At 61.1% G+C, this 22,737-nt stretch carries 20 protein-coding genes; 12 read left to right on the forward strand and 8 right to left on the reverse strand.

What is annotated here, in order from left to right:
- Positions 1 to 31: 31 nt before the first annotated feature.
- From ACIROY_RS16460 to ACIROY_RS16470, 3 genes are read right to left on the reverse strand one after another with little or no spacing between them, the layout of a single operon-like run.
- The gene (locus ACIROY_RS16460) at positions 32 to 1,069 is read right to left on the reverse strand and encodes a prolyl oligopeptidase family serine peptidase (RefSeq protein ID WP_402342473.1); all 1,038 of its coding nucleotides are present in this window, start codon (positions 1,067 to 1,069) and stop codon (positions 32 to 34) included.
- Positions 1,070 to 1,098: 29 nt separating this feature from the next.
- On the reverse strand, positions 1,099 to 2,484 hold the full coding sequence (locus ACIROY_RS16465) for a sensor histidine kinase N-terminal domain-containing protein (RefSeq protein WP_402342475.1): 1,386 nt from the start codon (positions 2,482 to 2,484) through the stop codon (positions 1,099 to 1,101).
- A 2-nt stretch (positions 2,485 to 2,486) separates the two neighbouring features.
- Entirely contained in the window at positions 2,487 to 3,161 is a 675-nt protein-coding gene (locus ACIROY_RS16470) for a response regulator (protein WP_116435133.1), read from the reverse strand.
- A gap of 435 nt (positions 3,162 to 3,596) precedes the next feature.
- Here ACIROY_RS16470 and ACIROY_RS16475 point away from each other — a divergent pair, with 435 nt between their 5' ends.
- The 5 genes from ACIROY_RS16475 to mdtD all read left to right on the forward strand — a co-directional run bounded on the left by ACIROY_RS16475 (position 3,597) and on the right by mdtD (position 8,994).
- On the forward strand, positions 3,597 to 4,634 hold the full coding sequence (locus ACIROY_RS16475; protein WP_402342477.1) for an ABC transporter substrate-binding protein: 1,038 nt from the start codon (positions 3,597 to 3,599) through the stop codon (positions 4,632 to 4,634).
- 32 nt (positions 4,635 to 4,666) lie between these two features.
- Positions 4,667 to 5,680, forward strand: a complete 1,014-nt coding sequence (locus ACIROY_RS16480; protein WP_402342479.1) for an ABC transporter substrate-binding protein — start codon at positions 4,667 to 4,669, stop codon at positions 5,678 to 5,680.
- Between the two features lie 166 nt (positions 5,681 to 5,846).
- Positions 5,847 to 6,668 (forward strand): ABC transporter ATP-binding protein, encoded by an 822-nt coding sequence (locus ACIROY_RS16485; RefSeq protein ID WP_016833282.1) that lies wholly within the window; start codon positions 5,847 to 5,849, stop codon positions 6,666 to 6,668.
- A gap of 63 nt (positions 6,669 to 6,731) precedes the next feature.
- Positions 6,732 to 7,586, forward strand: a complete 855-nt coding sequence (locus ACIROY_RS16490; protein ID WP_402276361.1) for an ABC transporter permease — start codon at positions 6,732 to 6,734, stop codon at positions 7,584 to 7,586.
- A 40-nt stretch (positions 7,587 to 7,626) separates the two neighbouring features.
- Positions 7,627 to 8,994 carry a multidrug transporter subunit MdtD gene (gene mdtD / locus ACIROY_RS16495; protein WP_402276363.1) on the forward strand — a complete coding sequence of 456 codons (1,368 nt, stop codon included), beginning with the start codon at positions 7,627 to 7,629 and terminating at the stop codon, positions 8,992 to 8,994.
- 12 nt (positions 8,995 to 9,006) lie between these two features.
- On the opposite strand, the gene ACIROY_RS16500 is transcribed toward mdtD, so the two are convergent.
- Together ACIROY_RS16500 and ACIROY_RS16505 are read right to left on the reverse strand one after the other, a co-directional pair.
- The gene (locus ACIROY_RS16500; protein WP_402342481.1) at positions 9,007 to 9,693 is read right to left on the reverse strand and encodes a Fe2+-dependent dioxygenase; all 687 of its coding nucleotides are present in this window, start codon (positions 9,691 to 9,693) and stop codon (positions 9,007 to 9,009) included.
- 27 nt (positions 9,694 to 9,720) lie between these two features.
- Positions 9,721 to 11,955, reverse strand: a complete 2,235-nt coding sequence (locus ACIROY_RS16505) for a TonB-dependent receptor (RefSeq protein ID WP_402342483.1) — start codon at positions 11,953 to 11,955, stop codon at positions 9,721 to 9,723.
- A gap of 337 nt (positions 11,956 to 12,292) precedes the next feature.
- On the opposite strand from ACIROY_RS16505, the gene ACIROY_RS16510 reads away from it, so the two are divergent.
- The 5 genes from ACIROY_RS16510 (at position 12,293) to ACIROY_RS16530 (ending at position 15,925) form a co-directional block, all read left to right on the forward strand.
- On the forward strand, positions 12,293 to 12,961 hold the full coding sequence (locus ACIROY_RS16510; protein WP_016833287.1) for a response regulator transcription factor: 669 nt from the start codon (positions 12,293 to 12,295) through the stop codon (positions 12,959 to 12,961).
- A gap of 63 nt (positions 12,962 to 13,024) precedes the next feature.
- Entirely contained in the window at positions 13,025 to 14,386 is a 1,362-nt protein-coding gene (locus ACIROY_RS16515) for a sensor histidine kinase (RefSeq protein ID WP_402276370.1), read from the forward strand.
- 83 nt (positions 14,387 to 14,469) lie between these two features.
- Complete coding sequence (locus ACIROY_RS16520) at positions 14,470 to 14,688, forward strand: hypothetical protein (RefSeq protein WP_402276373.1); 219 nt, start codon at positions 14,470 to 14,472, stop codon at positions 14,686 to 14,688.
- A complete protein-coding gene (locus ACIROY_RS16525) occupies positions 14,688 to 15,170 on the forward strand; it encodes a SecDF P1 head subdomain-containing protein (RefSeq protein ID WP_402342485.1) in 483 nt (160 codons plus the stop codon). Before ACIROY_RS16520 ends, ACIROY_RS16525 begins: the two co-directional genes overlap by 1 nt.
- Positions 15,171 to 15,271: 101 nt before the next feature.
- Positions 15,272 to 15,925: a DUF1345 domain-containing protein gene (locus ACIROY_RS16530; protein WP_402342487.1), complete on the forward strand. Its 654-nt coding sequence runs from the start codon at positions 15,272 to 15,274 to the stop codon at positions 15,923 to 15,925.
- 79 nt (positions 15,926 to 16,004) lie between these two features.
- Here the strand turns inward: ACIROY_RS16530 and mgtA are convergent, their stop codons facing one another.
- Complete coding sequence (mgtA, locus tag ACIROY_RS16535; RefSeq protein ID WP_402276379.1) at positions 16,005 to 18,767, reverse strand: magnesium-translocating P-type ATPase; 2,763 nt, start codon at positions 18,765 to 18,767, stop codon at positions 16,005 to 16,007.
- Positions 18,768 to 18,958: 191 nt separating this feature from the next.
- Positions 18,959 to 19,090 carry a hypothetical protein gene (locus ACIROY_RS16540; protein WP_402276381.1) on the reverse strand — a complete coding sequence of 44 codons (132 nt, stop codon included), beginning with the start codon at positions 19,088 to 19,090 and terminating at the stop codon, positions 18,959 to 18,961.
- A gap of 457 nt (positions 19,091 to 19,547) precedes the next feature.
- Between ACIROY_RS16540 and ACIROY_RS16545 the strand changes: the two genes are divergently transcribed.
- The gene (locus tag ACIROY_RS16545; protein ID WP_053199787.1) at positions 19,548 to 19,730 is read left to right on the forward strand and encodes a hypothetical protein; all 183 of its coding nucleotides are present in this window, start codon (positions 19,548 to 19,550) and stop codon (positions 19,728 to 19,730) included.
- 196 nt (positions 19,731 to 19,926) lie between these two features.
- On the opposite strand, the gene ACIROY_RS16550 is transcribed toward ACIROY_RS16545, so the two are convergent.
- Entirely contained in the window at positions 19,927 to 21,090 is a 1,164-nt protein-coding gene (locus tag ACIROY_RS16550; protein WP_402276384.1) for a diguanylate cyclase, read from the reverse strand.
- 206 nt (positions 21,091 to 21,296) lie between these two features.
- Between ACIROY_RS16550 and dacB the strand changes: the two genes are divergently transcribed.
- The gene (dacB, locus tag ACIROY_RS16555; RefSeq protein WP_402276387.1) at positions 21,297 to 22,730 is read left to right on the forward strand and encodes a D-alanyl-D-alanine carboxypeptidase/D-alanyl-D-alanine-endopeptidase; all 1,434 of its coding nucleotides are present in this window, start codon (positions 21,297 to 21,299) and stop codon (positions 22,728 to 22,730) included.
- The last annotated feature ends 7 nt before the right edge of the window (positions 22,731 to 22,737 follow it).

Raw genomic sequence — 22,737 nt, forward strand, 5'->3', positions numbered from 1 at the left:
CTTTTTTATTGCGTGCTCTGGTCGGGCGTAATCACCGCGGATAATTCTCCGCAATCTTCGCCACAATCTCCTCATCGCTGATTCCTCGCAGACAGCGAGCCGCCACATGTATCCCTTGCGCGGCCGTGCCGTGATGCTGCTTGCCGACACCCTTGGTGACGATCTGTCTGACGGGAACGCCTCTTTCATTGGCGCGGTCGGCGAATTCCTTTTGCGAGACGAAGCTCACTGCTTCGTCGTCGGGATCCGAGAACATGAAAATGCGACGTCGTGCATCCGGCTTGATCTGGTCCAGATGATCGAGCGGATCGTACAGTTGGCGATAGGGCAGGCCGGTAGTGTCCTGGCCATTGCGCACCCAGGATTTGCTTGGCGTGGTTTTCAGGCTGGTCTTCAATGACACCGTGCCGCTTGAGAGCGATACGCAGTCGAGGTCGGTGCGGCCGCTGGTCAGCAGCACGCCGGCCACGCCGCCACCGCCGCTCTGGCCGACGATGCTGATGCGTTCATAGCCCAGCGCCGCTTTGACGGCATCGACGGCGGCGCTCATGGTGGCCGCCTCCTTGGCGGAATGGCGGTAGATGGCGGTATTGCCCGTGCTGCCATACATGCCTGGACGCGCGACATGGATGTAGGCGACGCAGGCGGCGGCAGCCTGGCGATTGGCGAGCGCGATCTGGGCCTTGTAGCTGTTCGCGCCGTAGCCGGGATTGTTGGTGTTGTCGCCAGCGCCGGCCTGCAGGACGATGTCGCCGGAGAAAAAGAGAATTGCCGTCTTCGCGCCGATGGCGTTGTCGCTCGGAAAATAGCGAATGCATTCCGCCGCCGTGGCATTGCTGTCGCTGAACGCGCCCTTGTCGAGCCAGATCGCTTCGACCCACACCGCGTTCGGCGTGGCGTCGCATTGCTCCTTTGATTTCTGCCGCGCGCCCTGGCTGATGTATTTGGCTGGAAACGCCTCGTCGTAATCCGCCGTCACAATTTGCGGCTGGCCGGCTTCGGCGTGAATCCAGCTTGTCGCCAGCATGAGGGCGCCGAGCAAGGTGATGGCGGTCGATCGTGATTGCATGCAAACCTCTTTGTATTTTTATGAAGAGATCAAGGCTGCGCGCTCGCCGGCAACCTCACCGTCACCGTCAATCCCTTGCCGTTCCGGTCCGTCCCGAGGGTAATCGTCCCCTGCGCCGCCTGCACGATCTCCTTCACGATCGCCATGCCCAGGCCGGCACCGTGCTGGTCCGGCGCGGCGTTCCGGTAGAAGCGTTCGAACACGCGTTCGCGTACTTCGGCGGGAATGCCCGGTCCGTTGTCGGCCACGGTGATCACTACTTCCTTGTTGTCTTCCAGCGCCACACCCACCGTCACCTTGCCGTGTTCCGGGGTGTAGCGCAGCGCGTTGTCGATCAGGTTCATCAGCATGCCGGAGAACAAAGCCTGGCTACCCATGGCCCAGGCTTCGTCGACGGCGGTTTCCATGCCGAGGTCGATGTGCTTGCGCTGCGCCAGACTGACCACTTCTTCCAGCACGGTCGCCGCCAGTCCCACCAGCTCGATCGGTTGACGCGGGAACGCAGTGCTGTTCGATGCTTCCGCCTGCGACAGTTGCAACAGCTTGTTGGTCAGGTCGGTCATGTTGCGGCTGCTGTCCTGCAAGGCCTGCAAGACTTGCGGCAGGCGCTGTGGATCGTTGAGCTGGCGGGCAAACTGGATCTGCGAATCGATCAGCGTCAGCGGCGTGCGCAACTGGTGCGCGGCGTCAGCGATGAAACGCTTCTGCACCGCGACCTGGGTATTGAGGCGCTGGATATACTGGTTGATGGCGACCACAATGGGGCGCAGTTCCACCTGCAGCTCGCCGGCGCGCAAGGGCGTGAGCGAGTTGGGTTCGCGCGTGGCGAGTTCGTCCTTGACGCGCAGGATGGGGCGCAGCTCCATCGTCAGGCCGACCACCACCAGCGCGATCGCCAGCAGCAGCATGATGATCTGGCGGTGCAGGGCGGGGCGCCACAATTCATCGAGCAGTTGTGCATGGCCGCGCATGGTCTGGCCCACCGACACCGCGACCATGCGCAGCGTGCCGTTGTCGTACAGCGCGCGTACGTAGCTGACCACGCGTAGCGGCTGGTTGTTGAAATAGGTGGTGGCATAAGCCGGTGCGATCAGCGAAAAGTCGACGTCGACCGGGAAGTCGGGACGCCCGGCCAGCAGCGTGTTGTCGTCCATCAGCACCTGGTAATAGACTTCGTCGTGATCGGGCGAGGCGAACATTTCCAACGCGGCCGGCGGGATGTTGACCACCGGTGCGCCGTCTTCCCACGTGACCTGGCCGGCCATCATGCGCGCCGAGGCCAGCAGCGCGCGGTCCTGCACCAGGTCGGCGCTCGTGACCGCGCTGTCGTGCGTGAAGCTGGCGCTGACGCCGACATAGACGGTAAGCGGAATCAGCAGCCACAGCAGCAGCCGCAGGCGCAGGCTAACGATCATCGCTAACTATCATCTTTTTGTTTCAGCAGATAGCCCAGGCCGCGCAGCGTCATGATGGCGGCTTGCGACGGTTCCAGTTTCTTGCGCAGGCGCGAGATGTAGATTTCGATGGCGTCGGCGCTGGGCTCGTCGGACAAACTGAAGATGCCGTTCACCAGCGCATTCTTGGACACCGTCTTGCCCTGCTTGAGCATGAGGATTTCGAGCACATCGTGTTCACGTGCGGGCAGCGCCAACGTTTTGCCGGCGATGGCGAACTGGCGCGTGTTGCTGTCATAACTGAGATCGCCGCAATGGATTTCGGCGGCCTTGTCGGGTGTCTGGCGGCGGATCAGCACCTTGATGCGGGCAACCAGTTCGCGCACTTCAAAGGGTTTGACGAGGTAGTCGTCGGCGCCTGCGCCCAGGCATTCGACCTTCTCGTCGATGGAGCCGCTGGCGGTCAGGATCATCACCGGCACCGCATTGTGGCGCTCGCGCAGGCGGCGCAGCACGTTCTTGCCGTGCATCTTGGGCAGCATCAGGTCGAGCAGCACGACGTCGTAGTTTTCCGTATGCAGGACGTGATCGGCCATCTCTCCGTCACTGGCGACGTCGACGCTGAATTTGTTCTCCCTGAGGATCTGCGTGAGCCAATGCGCCAACGGCGGGTTGTCTTCGATCAGCAGCAATTTCATGCAAAAGGCCCATATTTTTGTTGCGGTGCACAGAAGAAACACCGGATTTGGAAAGCTGGATGAAGGTTTCCGGTTCTTAGAATAGCGACCACTATTAGAACTCATTTCACCAATAGGCGTGAGTGCGAGCGTGTCCTGTTTGGGATGGAGTGCAAGGCGCGACTTATGGTCAAGACTGGGCGTCTTGACCATAAGTCGTAACGCAGCAATCCGCCCAAACAGGCCGCTCCCTCCGGGTTCTTCCCAGAAAGGGCGCTGGCTGCGTTGCGCTCCTTGCGCGTGGCACCGCCACGCGACGCGTCGCACGCCTTGCCAGCGCCCTTTCTGGGAAGAACGCATCTCACGCCTATTGGTGAAATGAGTTCACATAAGAACTTGAGCGAACTGCTTGCATCCCTTGCCGGCAGTCTTCCATCTCATTCAGGAGGCATCATAATGCGTCAACGCTTCAAAGTGTGTGCTTATGTCATCGGTACGTTATTTTCCACCGCGCTGATCGGCGCAGCCGTTCTGACAGTCACAGCACCGGCAGCCCAGGCTGCGGACAACAAGATCACCATCATGGTCGGCGGCATCAACAAGCTGATCTACCTGCCGCCCAAGCTGGCGGAAAACCTCGGTTATTTCAAGGATGAAGGCCTCGACGTCGAGCTGCAATCGCAGCAGGCCGGCGTGGATGCCGAAAATGAACTGCTGGCCGGCGCCGTCCAGGCTGTGGTCGGCTATTACGATCATTCCATCGACCTGCAAAGCAAGGGCAAGGAAGTCCTGTCGATTACCCAGCTGCTGATGGTGCCGGGCGGCATGGAGATGGTGCGCAGCGACCTGGCGACGCAAGTGCGCAGCATGGCCGACCTCAAGGGCCGCACGCTGGGCGTGACCGGTCTTGGTTCGTCCTCCAGTTTCCTGGCGCAATACCTGGCCAGCCGCAACGGCCTCAAGACCAGCGACTACTCGATGCTGCCGGTCGGCGCCGGCAATACGCTGATCGCCGCGCTCAAGCAAAAGCGCGTGGACGTGGTGTGGACTACTGAACCGACCACCTCGATGCTGCTGGCCAGCGGCGAAGCCAAGGTGCTGGTCGACATGAACAGCGCCGCCGGCACGCGCGCCGCACTGGGTGGCCTGTATCCGGCTTCGGCCGTGTACGTCCAGGCCGCCTGGCTGAAGACGCACAAGCCTGAAGCAGCCAAGCTGGCGCGCGCGTTTGTCCGTACACTGCAATACATTCAGAGCCACAGCGCGGAAGAAATCGCGGCCAAGATGCCGGCCGATTATTACGGCGGCAACAAGGCGCTGTACGTGCAGGCATTGAAGGCCTCGCTGCCGATGTATTCGCCGGACGGCAAGATGCCGGCCGAAGGTCCGGAAGTGGTGCTCAAGGTGATGGCAGGGTTCAACCCCAACATCAAGGGCAAGAAAATCGACTTGTCCAAGACCTACACCAACGAATTCGTCAATCAGGTGAAATAAGAACTTCACAACTACAACCTTCAGGAGACTCCATGAACAAGAACATCCGTCGCACGCTGATTTCGCTGGCTGTTGCCGGCGCCACCATGATGGCCCTGCCGGGCACGGCATCTGCTGCAGGCAAGATCACCATCATGGTCGGCGGCATCACCAAGATGGTTTACCTGCCGGCCAAGCTGGCCGAGCAACTGGGCTACTTCAAGGAAGAAGGCCTGGACGTCGAGCTGCAATCGCAACCGGCCGGCGTCGATGCGGAGAATGAATTGCTGGCAGGCGCGGTGCAGGCAGTGGTTGGTTTCTACGACCACTCCATCGACCTGCAAAGCAAGGGCAAGGAAATCACCGCGATCGTGATCTTCGGCCAGGTGCCGGGTGAAGTGGAACTGGTCTCGACCAAGGCTTCCGCCACGATCAAGAACATGGGCGACGTGAAGGGCAAGACGCTGGGCGTGACCGGTCTCGGCTCGTCGACCAACTTCCTGACGCAATACCTGGCGTCGCGCTACAACATCAGCTCCAAGGAATACTCGGTGTTGCCGGTCGGGGCCGACAATACCTTCATCGCCGCCATGAAGCAGGGCCGCATCGATGCCGGCATGACCACCGAGCCGACCGTGTCGCAAATGCTCAAGACCGGCGAAGCCAAGATACTGGTCGACATGCGCTCGGTGGAAGGCACAGTGAAGGCGCTGGGCGGCCTGTATCCGGCATCCAGCCTCTACGTGCAGCGCAGCTGGCTGAACGGCCACAAGGATGACGCCGCCAAGCTGGCGCGCGCCTTCGTGAAGACGCTCAGGTTCATCAAGACCCACAGCGCCGCCGAGATTGCCGACAAGATGCCGAAAGACTACTACGGCAACAACAAGCCGCTGTACATCCAGGCGCTGGAAAACTCGTTGCCGATGTATTCGGCCGACGGCAAGATGCCGGTCGGCGGGCCTGAAACCGTGCTGTCGGTGCTGGCCGGTTTCAACCCCAACGTCAAGGGCAAGCACATCGATCTGTCCAAGACGTACACCAACGAGTTCGTGAATCAGGTCAAGTAAGCAAGTACGCAACTAAAACGGCTCGACGGCCTGTCCATTTTCATCAGCCGGGCAGGTCGGTTTTACCCAAGCGCGAATGGCAGACCCCTGACGCGGGCGTTCTCCGGAATGCCCACGGAGGGACGCTTCGCGGTCAGCAATCCAAAAAACAGACGAGAGAGTCTCCATGAATCAAACCGCCACCGCTTCTGCAAAAACGGCCAACAAGCTCGACACGCCGGCCATCGAACTGGACAACGTGTCGTGCCGTTTCATTACCGCCGACGGTAACGTCACCGTCGCCTTGCGTGATTTTTCCATGAGCGTCGCGCGCGGCGAGTTCGTCGCCGTGGTCGGCCCCACCGGCTGCGGCAAGTCGACCACGCTGAGCCTGATCACCGGCCTGCTGAAACCGACCATCGGTGAAGTGCGCGTGATGGGCGAGCCGGTCAACGGCATCGACCCGCGCATCGGTTTCGTGTTCCAGAACGACGCCGTGTTTCCTTGGCGCAGCGTACGCGACAACGTCGCCGCCGGCCCGCTGTTCCGCGGCAAGCCGAAGGACCAGGCCTATGAACTGGCCAATGAATGGATCCGCCGCGTCGGCCTCGACAAGTTCGGCGACCACTATCCGCATCAATTGTCGGGCGGCATGCGCAAGCGCGTGGCGCTGGCGCAGACCTTCATCAACAGCCCGGAAATCCTGCTGATGGACGAGCCGTTCAGCGCGCTCGACATGCAGACCCGCACGCTGATGCAGGACGAGCTGCTGCAATTGTGGTCGGCGCATTCCGGCTCGGTGGTGTTCGTCACCCATGACCTGGAAGAAGCGATCGCGCTGGCCGATAAGGTGTATGTGCTGACCGCGCGTCCGGCGACCTTGAAGAGCACCTACCAGATCGACCTGCCGCGTCCGCGCGTGATGGAAGAAGTGCGCTACGAGCAACGCTTCATCGATATCTCACGCAAGATCTGGTCCGATCTGCGCGAAGAAGTCCAAATCAAATAGACGTTTTCCACAGAAACAGCTTCTGCTCCTTACACCACACCAACGACAAGACAGGTGAGCAACATGACACAAGTAAATACAAGCCGCGCCATGAGCCCGGAAGCGATCGCCGAAGTCGAACGCGAAGCGCAACGCAAGATCAAACAACGCTACTGGCTGGTGATTTCACTGCGCCTGGCGATTCTGGTCATCATCCTCGGCGGCTGGGAATTGTCCGCCACGATGCAATGGATCGATCCTTTCTTCTTCTCGCAGCCGTCGCTGATCGTGATCCAGATCTATGACTGGATCATGGAAGGCACCTCGCAAGGCCCGTTGTGGGTGCAGGTCATGGTCACGCTGGAAGAAACCGTGCTGGGCTTCCTGATCGGTTCCGTCGCGGGCATCATTGCCGGCATCGCGCTCGGCCGCAACAAGCTGATGTCGGACGTGTTCAGCCTGTACATCCAGATCGCCAACTCGATTCCGCGTGTGGTACTGGGTTCCATCTTCGTCATCGCGCTGGGCCTGGGCATGGCGTCCAAGGTGGCGCTGGCGGTGGTGATGGTGTTCTTCGTGGTATTCGGCAACGCCTTCCAGGGCGTGCGTGAAGCCGATCGCTACATGATCGCCAATGCGCAAATCCTCGGCGCCTCGCGTCGTCAGGTGACGATGTCGGTGGTGATTCCATCGGCATTGAGCTGGATCCTGGCGAGCTTGCACGTGAGCTTCGGCTTCGCGCTGGTCGGCGCCGTGGTGGGCGAGTTCCTCGGCTCCAAGCAGGGCATCGGCCTGCTGATCTCGACAGCCCAGGGCGCATTCAACGCCAGCGGCGTGTTTGCGGCGATGATCGTGCTGGCGGTGGTGGCCTTGCTGGCGGATTACCTGCTGACGTCGCTGGAAAAGCGTCTGCTGAAATGGCGTCCGGCGGCATTCTGATCTTGTTGCTGTTATCCGAGGGACGATAGAATCACAGCCTATGTCCCTCACTTCCTCCCGTTCCCAAAAAGCCCTGTTGTGGATCGTCGCATCGGGCTTTTTCATGCAGACGCTGGATACCACTATCGTCAACACCGCCTTGCCTTCCATGGCCGCCAGCCTCGGCGAACCGGTACTGGCGATGCACCCGGTGGTGGTGTCCTATACGCTGGCGATGGCTTCGCTGACGCCGGCATCCGGTTGGCTGGCTGACCGCTTCGGCACACGCCGCGTCTACTTCCTCGCAATTCTGATCTTTGTGCTCGGCTCGCTGCTGTGCGCCAATGCACATTCGCTGTCGCAGTTGCTGCTGGCGCGCGTGGTGCAGGGCGTGGGCGGCTCCATGCTGCTGCCGATCGGCCGCCTCGCGGTGCTGCGCAGCGTGCCGGGAGCGCAATACATTTCAGCACTGGCCTTCATTTCGATTGCCGGGCAGCTCGGGCCGGTGGTCGGGCCGGTGACCGGCGGCTGGCTGTCGCAGACCATCGGCTGGCACTGGATTTTCCTGATCAACGTGCCGGTCGGCGTGGTCGGCATGTTCGCCGTGCATCGTTTCCTGCCCGCCGAAGAAATCGTTTCGCCGCCGCGTTTCGACATGCTCGGCTGCGCCTTGCTGTCGACCTGCATGGTGACGTTTTCGCTGGCGCTGGATGTGCCGATGGACGAGCATCGCGGGTGGTGGAGCGCAGGCTTGTTGGGTATTTCGGTGCTGACGGTGTGGTGGTATGTCGCCCACGCGCGGCGCGACGAGCAGCCGCTGTTCCGACTCGGACTGTTCAATGAACCCAATTTCAGCGTCGGCCTGATCGGTAATCTGATCTGCCGCATCGGCTCGTCGGCGGTGCCGTTCCTGCTGCCGTTGTTGTTGCAGGTCAAGCTCGGATTTTCGCCCTTGCATGCCGGGCTGGTGCTGCTGCCCGCGGCGGTGGCCGGCACCATTGCCAAGCCGTGGATCGCGCCGCTGGTGCGTCGCTACGGCTATGAGAATTTCCTGCTGGTGAATACGATCATGGTCGGCGCCGCGATTGTTTCATTTGCGCTGATCACGCCGGCCTGGCCGATCTGGGTCGGCATCGTGCAACTGGCGGTCTTTGGCGTGTGCAACTCGATGCAGTTCGCGGCGATGAACAGCGTCACGCTCAAGGGACTCAACAGCAAGGATGCCGGCAGCGGCAACAGCCTGTTCTCGATGGTGCAGATGCTGGCGCTGGGTTTGGGCGTGACGATCGCCGGCTCGATGCTGAGCGGGCTCGACGGCGTGGCGTGGGCGAGGGACTGGAGCTTTACGCTGACCTTCGTCTGCGTCGGCATGGTGACCTTGTTGTCGGCGCTGGTTTTTCGCCGGATGGATGCGCGTTACTTCAATTGATTCTGAAGTACCTTATGTATCGCTCCACTGGCGCAAGATATTGTGATAACAGCCGACCAGCGTGCGCCGCGCAACTTCGTCGGCGCCGGTCTGGTTGAGTGTCTGAATGGCATTGTCCATGTCAAACAGCATGCTGCGCTGGCCGTCGTCGCGCACCAGGCTCTGCACCCAGAAAAAACACGCCGTGCGTACGCCGCGCGTCACCGGTGTCACCTGATGCAGGCTGGTGGCGGGGTAGACCAGCACGTCGCCGGCTTCCAGCTTGGCGGAATGCACGCCGTAGGTATCGTGGATCTGCAATTCGCCGCCGTCGTAAGTCGACGGATCGGACAGGAATAGGGTCGCGGAAATATCGGTGCGCAGTTTGCGCCCGGTATGCGGATCGATCCGCACGCTGCCGTCCACATGCGCGCCGAAGGTCATGCCTTCGCTATAACGATTGAACATCGGCGGATAGACCGTATTCGGCAAGGCGGCGCTGATGAAGCGCGGGTTGCGTTCCAAGGCCGACAGGATGATGTGCTGGCATTGCGCAGCGACTTCCGAACGTTCGTCGATCTGCTGGTTGTACTTGACCGGTGCGCCTTGATAGCCGGCGGTCGCACGACCATCCACCCATGCCGGACCGGCCTGTTCCAGCAGCTGACGTACAGCATTGAGTTGTTGCGCGTCGAGCAGCTTGGGAATGGCGATCAGCATGGGTGGATCTCTTTCATTTACTTCAGATTACATACGATAGTTGACGGAGATCATGCCGGTGCGACCAGTGCCTGGCACCGAGCGTCCGCCGTCGGACTGGATCAGCGCATCGTAATACATTTTGTTCGTCAGATTGAAGAGGTTCAGACGAATATCGTATTTCGGTTGCAGATAAGCCAGCGTCGCATCCCAGCGTGTGTAACCGCCGACCTGCACGTTGTTGGTCGGTGTGACGTAGCGTTGCGACATGTAGGTTGCGCCGCCGCCGAGTTGCCAGTGCGGAGCCACGTCATAGGTGCTCCAGGCCGTCAGCGTATGCTTGGGCGTGTTGCTCGGCACCTTGCCGACGGCGGTGTCGCCGGCCGCGCCGCTCATGACCTTGGCGTCCAGGTAGGTGTAGGCGGTGGCGATCTGCCATTGCTTGTTGATGCGGCCGGTGGCGCCGGCGCGGGCGCCCTTGACGCGCACGTTGCCGGACAGTTCGTAGACGCCGGTCGAGACCAGGCTGCGGGCATTCTGCTTGTCGATCTGAAATACCGCCGCATTCAAGGACAGGCTTTCCGCCCAGTCCCACTTGCCGCCCGCTTCGTACGAACGGTTCTTTTCCGGATCGAGATTGGTCTGGCCGACGGTGCCGGTCAACTGTTCCAGCGAAGGATTGAACGAGGTGCCGTAGGACAGGTAATACGACTGCGCTGCGGTCGGTTGCCAGATGGCGCCGGCGCGTACGCTCAGGAAGTTGACGCTCTGATTGGCATAGGCGAGGGCGGTGTTCTTCGCTGCCGCGGGCATGTTGCCGGAGTTGAGCGAGTTGCTGATCTGCGCGACGAACTTGTCATAGCGCAAGCCGCCCACCAGCTTGACTTGCGGGGTCAGTTCCAGTGTGTCGCCGACATAGGTGGCGATGGTGTTGGAGCTGCCGCCCTGATGGTTGCCGATGCTACTGGTGACGCCGGTGCCGGCGGCGCTGTAGGTCGGATTGACCAGCGGAATACAGTCGGCGTAACCCGAAGTCGGCGTCGCTGCGCCGGTCAACGCGACACCGTTACAAGTGCCGTTGCGATAGTAGTTTTGCACGTCGTAACCGTCATGACCCACTTCCAGACCGACCAGCGCATCATGCTTGAAGCCCAGGAACGAGCCTTTGGCAGACAGCTCGGTCTGGTTAAAGATCGAGTAATCGCGAATCGTGCGATCGTGGCTCTGTGCTTGGACGAACAGGCTGGACAGCGGCAATGTGCTGGCGCCGCCGGTCACTGCGGTGTAGCCGCCTGCGCCGACGGTGCCGATGCCTTGCGGTGCAGTTTCCACGGCGTTGGTGCGCACGTAGTTGAATTGAGTCTGGTTGCGCAGCGTCACGTCCGGCGTGATCTTGTGCTTGATGCCGGCGTTCAGCGAGACCACGTCCTGGTCCGTGCGGTCGGAGTTGAGGCCGTAGGCAGTGTCGCGGTCGACATTGACCGGACGGCCGTTCAGCGCCGGCAGACCGTAATCGGGTTGATCGTGGTTGTGCTGGATCAGCGTCGACAGGGTGATTTCCGTCGCGGTGCCGATGCCGGTCACATAGGAGGCGGCCAGGCCGAAGTCCTGCACGTTGGTCTGGTTGCGCGTGGTGGCTGCGCCATCCTGGGCCATCACGGAAACGCGTACGGCGGAAGTATCCGACAGCGGATGATTGTAATCGGCAGTGGTGCGCACCAGGCCGTTGGTGGTCACCGAAGCGGAGACCTCGGTCGATTGCTTCAGGTTGGCCTTCTTGGTGACCTGGTTGATGATGCCGCCGGTTGAACCGCGGCCGAACAGCATGGACGACGGTCCCATCAGGACTTCAATCTCTTCCATCGCGAAGGTATCGCGGAAGTACTGGCCGCGGTCGCGGAAGCCGTCCAGGTAAATATCGGTACGCGCCGAGAAGCCGTTCAGGTTGATGTTGTTGCCGATCTGACCACCTTCTGCACCGCCCAGCGTGATGCCGGCGACATTGCGCAGCGCATCCGACAGCGATGCCGCGCCTTGCGATTGCAGCAGAGCCTTGTTGACCACCACCACCGATTGCGGCACGTCGTGCAGATCGGCCGGCAATTTGGTCAGCGCGGTCGTCCCGGTGTTGAAATCATCACGCTTGCCTTCGACGACGACTTCCTTGAGCGAGGAGGAAGGCGCCGTAGAAGAAGCGGGGGCGGAAGTTTGTTGCGCATGCACGGCAACTGGCGCGGCAAACACGGCGACAAGTGCAGCGGCGATCGGCGTAAGACGGTTCATTTTTGGCGTTTTCTGTCTGGTTGGTTCATATGAAGATTGGCTGGCGATGAAGGCGAAGGCCGTCTGGCTGGCTGAAGGCAGTGTGGAATTGATTTTGATTCTCGTTCCAATTGCGTGTGCGCTAGACTAAAGCGGTGTGCTGTCGACGTGCTGACGATATGCTGACGCAATACTGACTGTGGCTAAAATAAAACGATGATCGCGCTCAAAGTCCCTGTCCGGCGGTGTTGCCGGCGCTACAATACGTTCCTTGCAGCGTGAATTGGTCTGACTTGCGCTGCCCGATGCGTTGTGGATTTCTCCGGCGCAACTCGAATTTCTCATCTGGTCCCGAAATATGAACGTTCTGCTGGTGGAAGACGATCTGGTGCTGGCCGACGGCTTGTCGCGCATGCTCAAGTCGCATGGTCTGAGTGTCAACACGGTCAACAACGGCACCGACGCCGACGCGCTGCTGCAGCGTTATACCGCGACCGTGCTGGTGCTCGACATCGGCTTGCCCGGCCTCGACGGTTTTGAAGTGGTGCGCCGCTTGCGCGCACGCGGCAGCAACATGCCGGTGCTGTTGCTGACGGCGCGCGACACCATTCCCGATCGCGTGCACGGCCTTGAGCTGGGCGCCGACGATTACCTGGTCAAGCCGTTCGCGACGCCGGAGCTGGTGGCGCGCATCAAGGCATTGATTCGCCGCAGCAGCCCGCAGCCGACGCAACTGACCATCGGCGGCCTGTCGCTCGATACCTCCTCCAAGCGCGCGACCATCGACGGCAAGAAAGTCGACTTCTCGGTGCGCGAGTGGACCGTGCTGGAATACCTGATGCAGCAAGCGTCGCGCGTGGTCTCCAAACAGCAGATCATCGACGCCGTGCTGCCGTGGGGCGAAGACGTCACGCTCAACGCGGTGGAAGTCTACGTCTCCCGCATCCGCACCAAGACTGCCGGCTCAGGCGTCGCCATCCGCACCATCCGCGGGTTTGGCTACATGCTGGAAAAGAGCGAAGCCTGAAGCACGTGGGGACAAGCCGGCATGTGTTTTTTCTGCCGCGTCGGCTGAGGGCCTGAGATCGCCATGCGCCCCAGCATCAAAATCAATCTTCTCAAATGGCTGATCGCGCCGCTGCTCGCGGTCAACCTGATCGGCGCCGGCCTGACTTACTGGCTGGCATGGCTGCCGGCGCAGGATGCGTTTGACCAGAGCATCACCGATGCCGCCTGGGCGCTGACCTCGCAGATCAAGCGCGTGCGCGGCAAGACTTCGCTGGAGCTGACCAAGCAGGCCGAGCAGATGCTGCGCTCGGATCATTTCGACACCATGTACTTCGTGGTGCGCGACTCCAATGGCGAGACCCTGGCCGGCGATCACAACTTCCCGCCGGTCAATCAGGTCACCGCGCCCAACGAACCGGTTACCTACGACGGCGTCATGAACGGCGAACAGGTGCGCATCGCCGCGCTGTACGTCAGCATCGAGCGCACGCCGATTTACATCGGCATCGCCGAGACCTTCCGCAAGCGCAACCAGACCCATTACGTGATTCTGATTTCGTTGCTGCTGCTGGACGGTGCGCTGACGTTCTTCTCGATCGCCATCGTGATGATCGCGGTCAACAAGGGCCTGAGTCCGCTGCGAGAATTGCGGCAGAATCTTGACCAGCGCAATCACGACAACCTCACGCCGATCGAATTCAAGGAGACCGCCGAAGAGCTGTCGCCGGTGATCGGCGCGATCAACAGCCTGCTGGAAAACATCCGCAAGGGCGCGAGTGCGCAGCAGAATTTCCTGGCCAATGTCGCGCACCAGATCCGCACGCCGCTGACCGGTCTGCGGCTGCAACTGGAATGGTTGCACCAGCGTCACGCCGACGAGCCCGAGACCGCGCATTCCACCGAACTGATGACCTCGTCGGTCGAGCGCATGGTGCGCCAGAGCAATCAGTTGCTGGCGCTGGCGCGCGCCGAACCGAGCCGCTTCAAGCCGACCCATCTGGAAGACCTGCTGCTCGACAAGCTGGTGGAAGAATCGGTGCAGCACTTCATCGAACAGGCTGACAAGAAACAGATCGACCTCGGCTTCGACTTGCAACCGGCGCGCATGAAGGGCGACCGTTTCATGCTGCGCGACTTGATCGACAATCTGGTCGACAATGCCGTGCGCTATTCGCCGCCGCAGAGCACCGTCACGGTAAGTTGCCGCGAGCAGGAAGACGCCACGCTGCTGACGGTGGAGGATTCCGGCCCCGGCATCGCGCCCGAACATCGCGAACTGATTTTCGACCGCTTCTATCGCGTCAACGACAAGATCGCCGGCAGCGGACTTGGCCTGGCCATCGTGCGCGATATTGCCAAGGATCATGGCGGGGAGATTACGCTGACCTCGGGCGAGGCCAATTGCGGGACCGTATTTACGGTCCGTTTCCCGCGCCAGGCCTGAGTTTCAGCTTAGGGTTCAAAATTGGACCGAACCTGTTCGGCGTGCCTCTGTCCAATCCTCTATCGCCATTGATGGAGGTATCCATGACAGAGCAAGTCCTACAGAGCGGCACCCACATCGCCCGTTTCGACGCGGTCAAAAAAGACGACGACGTGTTCGAAGCGCAAGTCTTCGTACGTCTCACACGTGAACCGGAAATTGCCGAGACCTACATCCCCGCAGGCCTGTTCGGCTCCATGCAGGAAGCGCTGGATAATGCCAAACAGCGCGCCGAGCGGGCGCTCAAGGAACATGAGTTCTGATGCGGGCAACAGCTTCTTTTACCTCGTTCAAACGTACTCTTTCCCTGCTGATCCTGAGCATCGGCCTGGCCGCCTGCGCGGCCGGCCATTCGCAATCAGGGACGCGCTTCGAAATCCACGCCGCCAGCCTGGTCGCCAGTCCGGATTGGCAAAAAGCCAACCTGCTCGATGATCCCGGCACCACGGTCTACGTGGCGCCGGACGTTCTGCTGGACAATTCCGACGTGGAATTGGCCAATGCCAAGAAAGACCTCGGCGGCCAGGTCCTGATCGTGATCCAGATGACGCCGGCCGGCGCGATCCGCATGGGCATGGCTTCACGCGTGCTGCTGCGCCAGCGCATGGCGGTGATGATCAACGGCGAGGTGATGACGGCGCCGGTAGTGTCGGCGCCGCTGTCGGGCAATCGCTTTGCCATCACCGGCTTCAGGTCGCTGGAAGAAGCGCAGGAAATCGCCCAGGGCATTGCGCCGAAGAAGTAATCCAATAGGGCGCATCCGACCGGCGGCATGCGCAGCCGGCCGCGCGCATGATAAGGTTGCAGCAATTCAATTGCTGCGGGTCACGCGACCCGCCCCACACCATGTCAGTCGCTCGTCATATCGTCCAGGTCCATCCCCGTTTGCTCATCGCTGTCGCGGTCGGCGCGGCAGGGTATTTATTGTGTTCCGGAGGCGATCCCATCACGCGCCTGCTGACGGGGTGGAATGCCGGCGTGGCCTGCTACCTGCTGACGATCTGGGTGATGATGTTCCGCTCCAGGGCGGACGACACCAAACGCCTCGCCGAGAAGGAGGATGAAAGTGCAGAGCTGGTGTTGGCCACCGTCTGCGTGGCCGCTATCGCCAGCCTGGCCGCCATCGTCATTGAACTTGCCGATACTTCGCATCTGGAGCGCGGCCAGAAGCTGCTGCATTATGCTTTCACCGGCGGCACCGTGCTGGGTTCCTGGTTCCTGATCGGCACGGTCTTCACCTTGCATTATGCGCGCCTGTTTTACGCCGAGGATGACGACGCCGAGCCGCCGCTGCGTTTTGCCGACGGCGAGAAAAATCCGGACTATTGGGACTTCCTTTATTTCGCGTTCACCATCAGTGTCGCCGTGCAGACCTCGGACGTTGCCGTCGGCACACGCTCCTTGCGCAAGACCGTGCTGGCGCATTCGGTGATCGGCTTCCTGTTCAATGCGGCGATTCTGGGCTTGTCGATCAACATCGCGGCGAGCCTGGTGGGCTGATTCGGCGCGTTCTCAACACGCAATAAAAAACGGGATGCGTCTGCACGCATCCCGTTTTTTTTACGTCACGACACCGGCCTTATTGCCAGCCATAGCGCCGGGTGTACCACTTCTTCATCAGCTGAATCAGCGCGGCGTACGCGATCAGGATCGCCAGCAGCCACGGGAAGTAGCTCAGCGGCAGCGCCTGCAGCTTGAAGTAGCTGGCCAGCGGCGACATCGGCAGGATGATGCCGATGGCCATGATGACCAGCGTCATGCCCATCAGCGGCCACGAAGCGCGGCTCTGGAAGAACGGAATGCGCTTGGTGCGGATCATGTGCACGATCAGCGTCTGCGACAGCAGGCCTTCGATGAACCAGCCCGACTGGAACAGGGTTTGATGGTCCGGCGAGTTGGCGCCGAAGATGTACCACATCAGGGCAAACGTGCTGATGTCGAAGATCGAGCTGATCGGACCGAAGAACACCATGAAGCGGCCGATTTCACCCGGATTCCAACGCTGCGGCTTCTCCAGGAATTCCTTGTCGACGTTGTCGAACGGGATGGAAATCTGCGACACGTCATACAGCAGGTTCTGCACCAGCAGATGCAAAGGCAGCATCGGCAGGAAGGGCAGGAAGGCGCTCGCTACCAGCACCGAGAAGACATTGCCGAAGTTGGAGCTGGCGGTCATCTTGATGTATTTGAGCATGTTGGCGAAGGTCTTGCGGCCTTCCAGCACGCCTTCTTCGAGCACCATCAGGCTCTTTTCCAGCAGGATCAGGTCGGCCGCTTCCTTGGCGATATCTACCGCAGTGTCGACCGAGATGCCGATGTCGGCTGCGCGCAATGCCGGTGCGTCATTGATGCCGTCGCCCATGAAGCCGACCACATGGCCCTTGTCGTGCAGCACGCGCACGATGCGTTCCTTGTGGGTCGGGCTGAGCTTGGCGAAGACCGTGGTCTTTTCCACGGCGATGGACAATTCCGCATCGCTCATTTTCTCTACGTGCGAGCCGAGCAGCATGCCTTCGACTTCGAGGCCGACTTCGCGGCAGATCTTGGCGGTCACCAGTTCGTTGTCGCCAGTCAGGATCTTGACCGTCACGCCATGCGCGCGCAATGCCGCCAGCGCCGGTTCGGTCGATTCCTTCGGCGGATCGAGGAAGGCGATGTAACCGATCAGCACCAGGTCCGATTCATCGGCGACACTGTAGGTTTCCTTGGTCGGCGGCAGGTCCTTGGCGGCCACGGCCACCACGCGCAGGCCTTCGGAGTTCAGGCTGGCGGTGGTTTCGCGGATCTCGGCCAGCAGTTCGGGCGTGAACGGCACGATCTCTCCGTTGTTGCGCGCGTGGGTACAGATCGAGACGATTTCTTCGACCGCGCCTTTGCAGATCAGCTCATGGTGATCTTCACGTTCGCTGACGACCACCGACATGCGGCGGCGCTGGAAGTCGAACGGGATTTCATCGACCTTGCGATAGGCCGAGGCGAGCGCCATTTCGCGTTGCAGTTCGGCGTGTTCCAGCACGGCGACGTCGAGCAGGTTCTTCAGGCCGGTCTGGTAGTAGCTGTTGAGGTAAGCGTATTGCAGCACCTCATCGTTCGGCTCGCCCAGGATGCCGGTGTGGCGCTCGAGAAAAATCTTGTCCTGCGTCAGCGTGCCGGTCTTGTCGGTGCACAGCACGTCCATGGCGCCGAAGTTCTGGATCGCGTCCAGGCGCTTGACGATGACCTTCTTGCGCGACAGTGCCACCGCGCCCTTGGCCAGCGTCGAGGTGACGATCATCGGCAGCATTTCAGGCGTCAGGCCGACCGCGATCGACAGGCCGAACAGGAAGGCTTCGACCCAGTCGCCTTTGGTGAAGCCATTGATGAAAAACACCACCGGCGTCATCACCAGCATGAAGCGGATCAGCAGCCAGCTGACCTTGTTGACGCCCGACTGGAACGCGGTCGGCGTGCGGTCGGTGGCGGTGACGCGTTCAGCCAGCGCGCCGAAGTAGGTGCGCTTGCCGGTGGTCAGCACCACGGCCGTGGCCGAGCCGCTGACGACGTTGGTGCCCATGAAGCACAGGTTGTCGAGCTCGAGCGGATTGCCGGCGTCGACGCCGCGATGCTCGGCGAATTTTTCGACCGGCAGCGATTCGCCGGTCATGGCGGCCTGGCTGACGAACAAGTCCTTGGCTGCGAGCAGACGCAGGTCGGCGGGGATCATGTCGCCGGCCGACAGCTGCACGATGTCGCCGGGCACCAGCTTCTTGATCGGCACCTCGACGCGGCGCGCGCCTTTAGGGTGCAGGGTGACGTCGAAGTAGCGCTGGGCTTCTTCGGCGATGTCCTGCACGATGTCGTGGCGGATCACGGTCGCGGTGTTGCTGACCATTTCCTTGAGTTTGTCGGCGGCGGTGTTGGAACGCGACTCCTGGATGAAGCGCATCAGCGTCGACACCACCACCATGGTGCCGATCACGATCGCGGCCTTCATGTCTTCGGTGTAGTAGGAGACGGCGGCCAGCACGGTCAGCAGCAGGTTGAACGGGTTCTTGTAGCAGTGCCACAGGTGCACCCACCAGCTCAGCGGTTTTTCGTGTTCGACTTCATTGGGGCCGACCTCGAGGCGGATGGCGTCAGCTTCCTGTTCGGTCAGGCCGTCAGTGCGCGAGTGCAGTTTTTCCAGCAGTCCGGACAGCTCGGTGCGGGAGGCGTCCACCAGGCTTTGCGCCACGGTTTGCGGGACTTCCTTGGTGGTCGGCGAACTGCGGAACATGTCCACGCCGATGCGATGGAAGTGGCGATCCATGCCGCGTGCGCGGATGAAGTTCGCGAAGGTTTCTTTCAACAGATCCAGATTCATGATGAAGCTCTTTTTCTTTTTGCAGCGGTTTGCAGTGCGGACGGCATGCCTTGACGGGGCGTGGCGGTCCGGTTCGTGCGGTCATCGGAGAGAAAGATGAGGAAAGCGTCAGACTGTAACGAATCCTCCTGACATCTCGATGACAGCAGGCGATCAGGTGCGAGATATATCGGGCATAAGGCCTCCGCAGGTCAGGTTTGCGAAGACCCTTTCATCGGTAATTGTTCCATCGACGGCGTGCGCACGGCGCCGGCGGCCAGGCCGGGCAATGGCAGGTCCGGCCGGCGCGCAGTCTGGACTGTGGCGACGGCCGCGAGAGGCATCGGCGAATCAATGCATATGTCGTGGACGCGTATGGCCGCAAGCCATGCAGCATCCGGACGTGCGCCGGTGCGGGTCGGTCTGTAGCGTGCTGTGTTGTACGGTGGAAAAGGCCTGCGCCTGAAGCGGTGCATGCCTGATGCCGTCATCTTCTCTTGCAAGATGACGGCAGGGAAGTCCTGCGTTATCTTGCCGAGGCGAACCGGGAAATTTCCCGGCAACAACTGTCACTCGAACAAGTGCCCATGAGAGGGACTCCATAAAATAAGAACGGGCGGAGTCTACTCCCGCGCCGCAGCATGGTCAAGCCTATTCAACAACACTTCCGCAAATAGGAGGCATCGCTGCAAGCGGCGCGGGATGTGCGCTGCGGGGCGGCGGCCTCGAAAACATTCCTTGTTTTATGCGAACGGCGACCTATACTCAAATCATAAAGAAAACAGGTAGGAGACACAGATCATGCCCAATATCGTCACGAACAATCTCATGTTCTTTTTACCGATGGCATTCGCCGGGTTGGTGTTGTTCGGCGAAGTGCCCGTAGCGTCAAAATTTGTGAGGACGGTGTTGCGAACGATTGGCGCCGTAGGTGGGGCGCTGATTGCGCTTTTAGTGCTGGAGGTACTGCCAGTGCTAATCTAAACGAGCTTTCTTGCTCGTTCGCCGCGCAAGCGGCGGTGGCTGGAACGTCGGAGGGAGTCGGCATCTTCAGTATGCGTGTACTCCGAGAACTCGTCGGGCGTTCCACCTTTTTTCCGAAGCCGTTGCGTCATTCCCTAAGATGACGCGGCGGCTTTTTCTTGTTCTCCGCCTTGCCGCCTTTCACCTTCGGCCACCTTCAGTTACCTTCGACCACCAGGCAATCGCGTCCGCTATCCTTTGCGCGATACATCGCGTTGTCGGCGCGTTGCAGCCAGGAGTAATGCGCCTCCATGTCGCTATGGAAGCACACCAGGCCGGCGCTGATGGTGCAGCCCCACAGCAAGTTTTTTTCCGAGCGGTGCCGGCGCACTTGTTCGATCAGCCGCGCCGCCAGGGTTTCGGCTTCGCTGAGGCTGATGTCGCGCAGGATCACCACGAATTCCTCGCCGCCGTAGCGGCCGATCAGATCATCCGCGCGCAGGTTTTCGCGCAGCAGCTGGGCGAAGTTCTTCAGTACTTCGTCGCCGACCAGATGGCCGTGGGTGTCGTTGATGTTCTTGAAATGATCGAGGTCGAGCAACAGCAGCGAGGAGCTCTGTTTGCGTTCGCGGCAGATGTTGAATTCCTCGATCAGCAGGGTTTCCCAATAACGTCGGTTCAGCAGGCCGGTAAGGCCGTCGCGCTGGCTGACGGTTTCGAACTCGCGTGAACGTTCGGCCAGTTTCTTGGACATGTCATAAGTGGACTTGCCCAGCGCCAGCGGATAGAGCGCCAGCATCGGCAGGCAGGCGACGACGGTGTAGATGTCGGATTGCGGCAGGAAGCGGAAGTTGAGTAGCAGCAGACCCAGCAAGACCCCCACGACACTGCCGATCAGCCCGCGCAGGAACAGCCTGGTACCGCCCGCGGCGATGTTGTCCATCGACAGCATCGCCAGGATCACGGCGCCGGGCACCAAGTTGCCTTGCATGGCGATGAGCCAGAAGCCGCCGAAGGTGGTGTCGATCACCAGGTTGAGGCGTTCGGTGCGATACGGGATCTTGCTGCGCAGCGCCAGGTGGTACGCGAGGTGCGGCCACAGGTAGCCGTGGAATATCAGCAGGGCCCACAGCGGCCATCCGACCGGATTTTGCAGGAAGCCGGCGGCCACGCAAAAGAAGCCGATCGACAGGCCGATCACGCGCAGCTTGTAGATGCGTTTGACGAAGCGCACACCCTTGCCGATCAGTTCTTCCGGTGACGGAGAGTCACGCAATGCACGCCGCGCCCGCCTGAACGAAAAGAAGGACGCCGAGCGTCCATGCGAGCTGTCAGTGCCGTGGCTGCCGTGCGTGCGAGATGGGGCGTTGCGATGCGACATGATCTGGGGTGCTTTCCAATGTTGGCATGCCGGCCGCGGCGGCGTTCTTGTTGTCGGGCATGATTTGCATCCAGCCAATATATGTCTAGATTACAACATCTGCCGCCCTATCGCCAGAATGTCGCGCGGAGAGAGGAGCGAAAAGACGACATATAATGCCGGGTCCCTTCTTTCGGGTCATTTTGTTCCCCTGTCCTTGGCCGCTCATGCAGATCCTCAAAGAATTCCGAATCCTGGCGCTCTGCGCCTTCGCTTCCGGCGGTATCGTTTCCGCGCAACACCTTGCAGCGCAAGAATTGCCGCCTGCAATGAGCAGCGCACTTCGCCAGGCGAAGATCCCGGCGCGCAATGTCGGGGTGTTTGTCCAGGCCGTCGACGCCACGCGTCCGACGCTGGCCTTCAATGCGACGGCGCCGTTCAATCCGGCGTCGGTGATGAAGCTGGTGACCACCGACGCCGCGCTCGAATTGCTCGGCCCCGCCTTCAACTGGAAAACCCAGGCCTACACCGACGGCGTGCTCAACGACGGCGTGCTGCTGGGCGATCTGAGCATCAAGGGCAGCGGCGACCCCAAGCTGGTGATGGAGAACTTCTGGATGTTCCTGCGCCAGATCCGCGCCAAGGGCATCCGCGACATTCGCGGCAACGTCGTGCTGGACCGCAGCGTGTTTGAAGAGAACGTCTACGATCCGGCGCAATTCGACGGCGATCCGCAGAAGCCCTACAACGTTGGTCCCGACGCCTTGCTGCTGAACTACAAGACAGTGGCGATCCGCTTCATGCCGGACGAAGCGAGCGGCCAGGTCAGCGTGGTCATGGAACCTCCGCTGTCGGGCTATACCGTGATGGCGCCACGCTTGTCGAAAGAAACCGTCTGCGGCGACTGGCAGGGCAAGTTGCAGGCCGACGTCGGCGTCGGCGCGGCAGTCTTCAACGGCGCTTTTCCTGCGGCCTGCGGAGAAAAAGTCTGGTACATCCATCCCTACCGCATGAGCGCGACGCAGTATTTCGGCGCGGTGCTGCGCCAGATGTGGAGCGAGTTGGGCGGCACCATCTCGGGCAAGGTCATGCCCGGCAATGTCGCACCGGTGGCGCGCTTGCTGGCGGAGTGGCAGTCTCCAGCCGTGCCCGAGGTGATCCGCGACATCAACAAATACAGCAACAATGTGATGGCGCGCCAGTTGCTGCTGACCATCGGTGCGCAGGCATCGCAGGCGCCGGGCAGCACTGTGCGCGGCGCGCAGGCGATTCGCGGCTGGTTGTCGGCCAAAGGCATCGGCGCCGATGAACTGGTGATTGAAAACGGCGCGGGCTTGTCGCGCAACGAGCGCATCGCGCCGACCACGCTGGGCCAGGTGCTGGTGGCGGCATTTCATTCGCCGGTGATGCCGGAGTTCATCGCCTCGATGCCGCTGGTCGGCTACGACGGCACCATGCGCAAGCGCCTGCGCGGCGAAAGCGTGGCCGGGCAGGCGCACATCAAGACCGGTTCGCTCAACGACGTGCGCTCGATTGCCGGTTATGTGCAGGCGGCGTCAGGCAAGATGTATGTGGTGGTATGCCTGATCAATCATCCGAACGCGCCGCTCGGGCAAGCGGCGCAGGACGCCTTGCTGCAATGGGTGTTTGAAAAGGGCTGACCGGGTT

This window comes from Herbaspirillum sp. NPDC101396 (genome assembly GCF_044767365.1).
In the GTDB taxonomy this organism is placed as follows: Bacteria; Pseudomonadota; Gammaproteobacteria; order Burkholderiales; family Burkholderiaceae_D; genus Herbaspirillum.

Coding starts and splice junctions, on each gene's coding strand:
- ACIROY_RS16460 (WP_402342473.1), bottom strand. CDS start 1,069: ATGCAATCACGATCGACCGCCATCACCTTGCTCGGCGCCCTCATGCTG.
- ACIROY_RS16465 (WP_402342475.1), bottom strand. CDS start 2,484: ATGATCGTTAGCCTGCGCCTGCGGCTGCTGCTGTGGCTGCTGATTCCG.
- ACIROY_RS16470 (WP_116435133.1), bottom strand. CDS start 3,161: ATGAAATTGCTGCTGATCGAAGACAACCCGCCGTTGGCGCATTGGCTC.
- ACIROY_RS16475 (WP_402342477.1), top strand. CDS start 3,597: ATGCGTCAACGCTTCAAAGTGTGTGCTTATGTCATCGGTACGTTATTT.
- ACIROY_RS16480 (WP_402342479.1), top strand. CDS start 4,667: ATGAACAAGAACATCCGTCGCACGCTGATTTCGCTGGCTGTTGCCGGC.
- ACIROY_RS16485 (WP_016833282.1), top strand. CDS start 5,847: ATGAATCAAACCGCCACCGCTTCTGCAAAAACGGCCAACAAGCTCGAC.
- ACIROY_RS16490 (WP_402276361.1), top strand. CDS start 6,732: ATGACACAAGTAAATACAAGCCGCGCCATGAGCCCGGAAGCGATCGCC.
- mdtD (WP_402276363.1), top strand. CDS start 7,627: ATGTCCCTCACTTCCTCCCGTTCCCAAAAAGCCCTGTTGTGGATCGTC.
- ACIROY_RS16500 (WP_402342481.1), bottom strand. CDS start 9,693: ATGCTGATCGCCATTCCCAAGCTGCTCGACGCGCAACAACTCAATGCT.
- ACIROY_RS16505 (WP_402342483.1), bottom strand. CDS start 11,955: ATGAACCGTCTTACGCCGATCGCCGCTGCACTTGTCGCCGTGTTTGCC.
- ACIROY_RS16510 (WP_016833287.1), top strand. CDS start 12,293: ATGAACGTTCTGCTGGTGGAAGACGATCTGGTGCTGGCCGACGGCTTG.
- ACIROY_RS16515 (WP_402276370.1), top strand. CDS start 13,025: ATGCGCCCCAGCATCAAAATCAATCTTCTCAAATGGCTGATCGCGCCG.
- ACIROY_RS16520 (WP_402276373.1), top strand. CDS start 14,470: ATGACAGAGCAAGTCCTACAGAGCGGCACCCACATCGCCCGTTTCGAC.
- ACIROY_RS16525 (WP_402342485.1), top strand. CDS start 14,688: ATGCGGGCAACAGCTTCTTTTACCTCGTTCAAACGTACTCTTTCCCTG.
- ACIROY_RS16530 (WP_402342487.1), top strand. CDS start 15,272: ATGTCAGTCGCTCGTCATATCGTCCAGGTCCATCCCCGTTTGCTCATC.
- mgtA (WP_402276379.1), bottom strand. CDS start 18,767: ATGAATCTGGATCTGTTGAAAGAAACCTTCGCGAACTTCATCCGCGCA.
- ACIROY_RS16540 (WP_402276381.1), bottom strand. CDS start 19,090: ATGCCTCTCGCGGCCGTCGCCACAGTCCAGACTGCGCGCCGGCCGGAC.
- ACIROY_RS16545 (WP_053199787.1), top strand. CDS start 19,548: ATGCCCAATATCGTCACGAACAATCTCATGTTCTTTTTACCGATGGCA.
- ACIROY_RS16550 (WP_402276384.1), bottom strand. CDS start 21,090: ATGTCGCATCGCAACGCCCCATCTCGCACGCACGGCAGCCACGGCACT.
- dacB (WP_402276387.1), top strand. CDS start 21,297: ATGCAGATCCTCAAAGAATTCCGAATCCTGGCGCTCTGCGCCTTCGCT.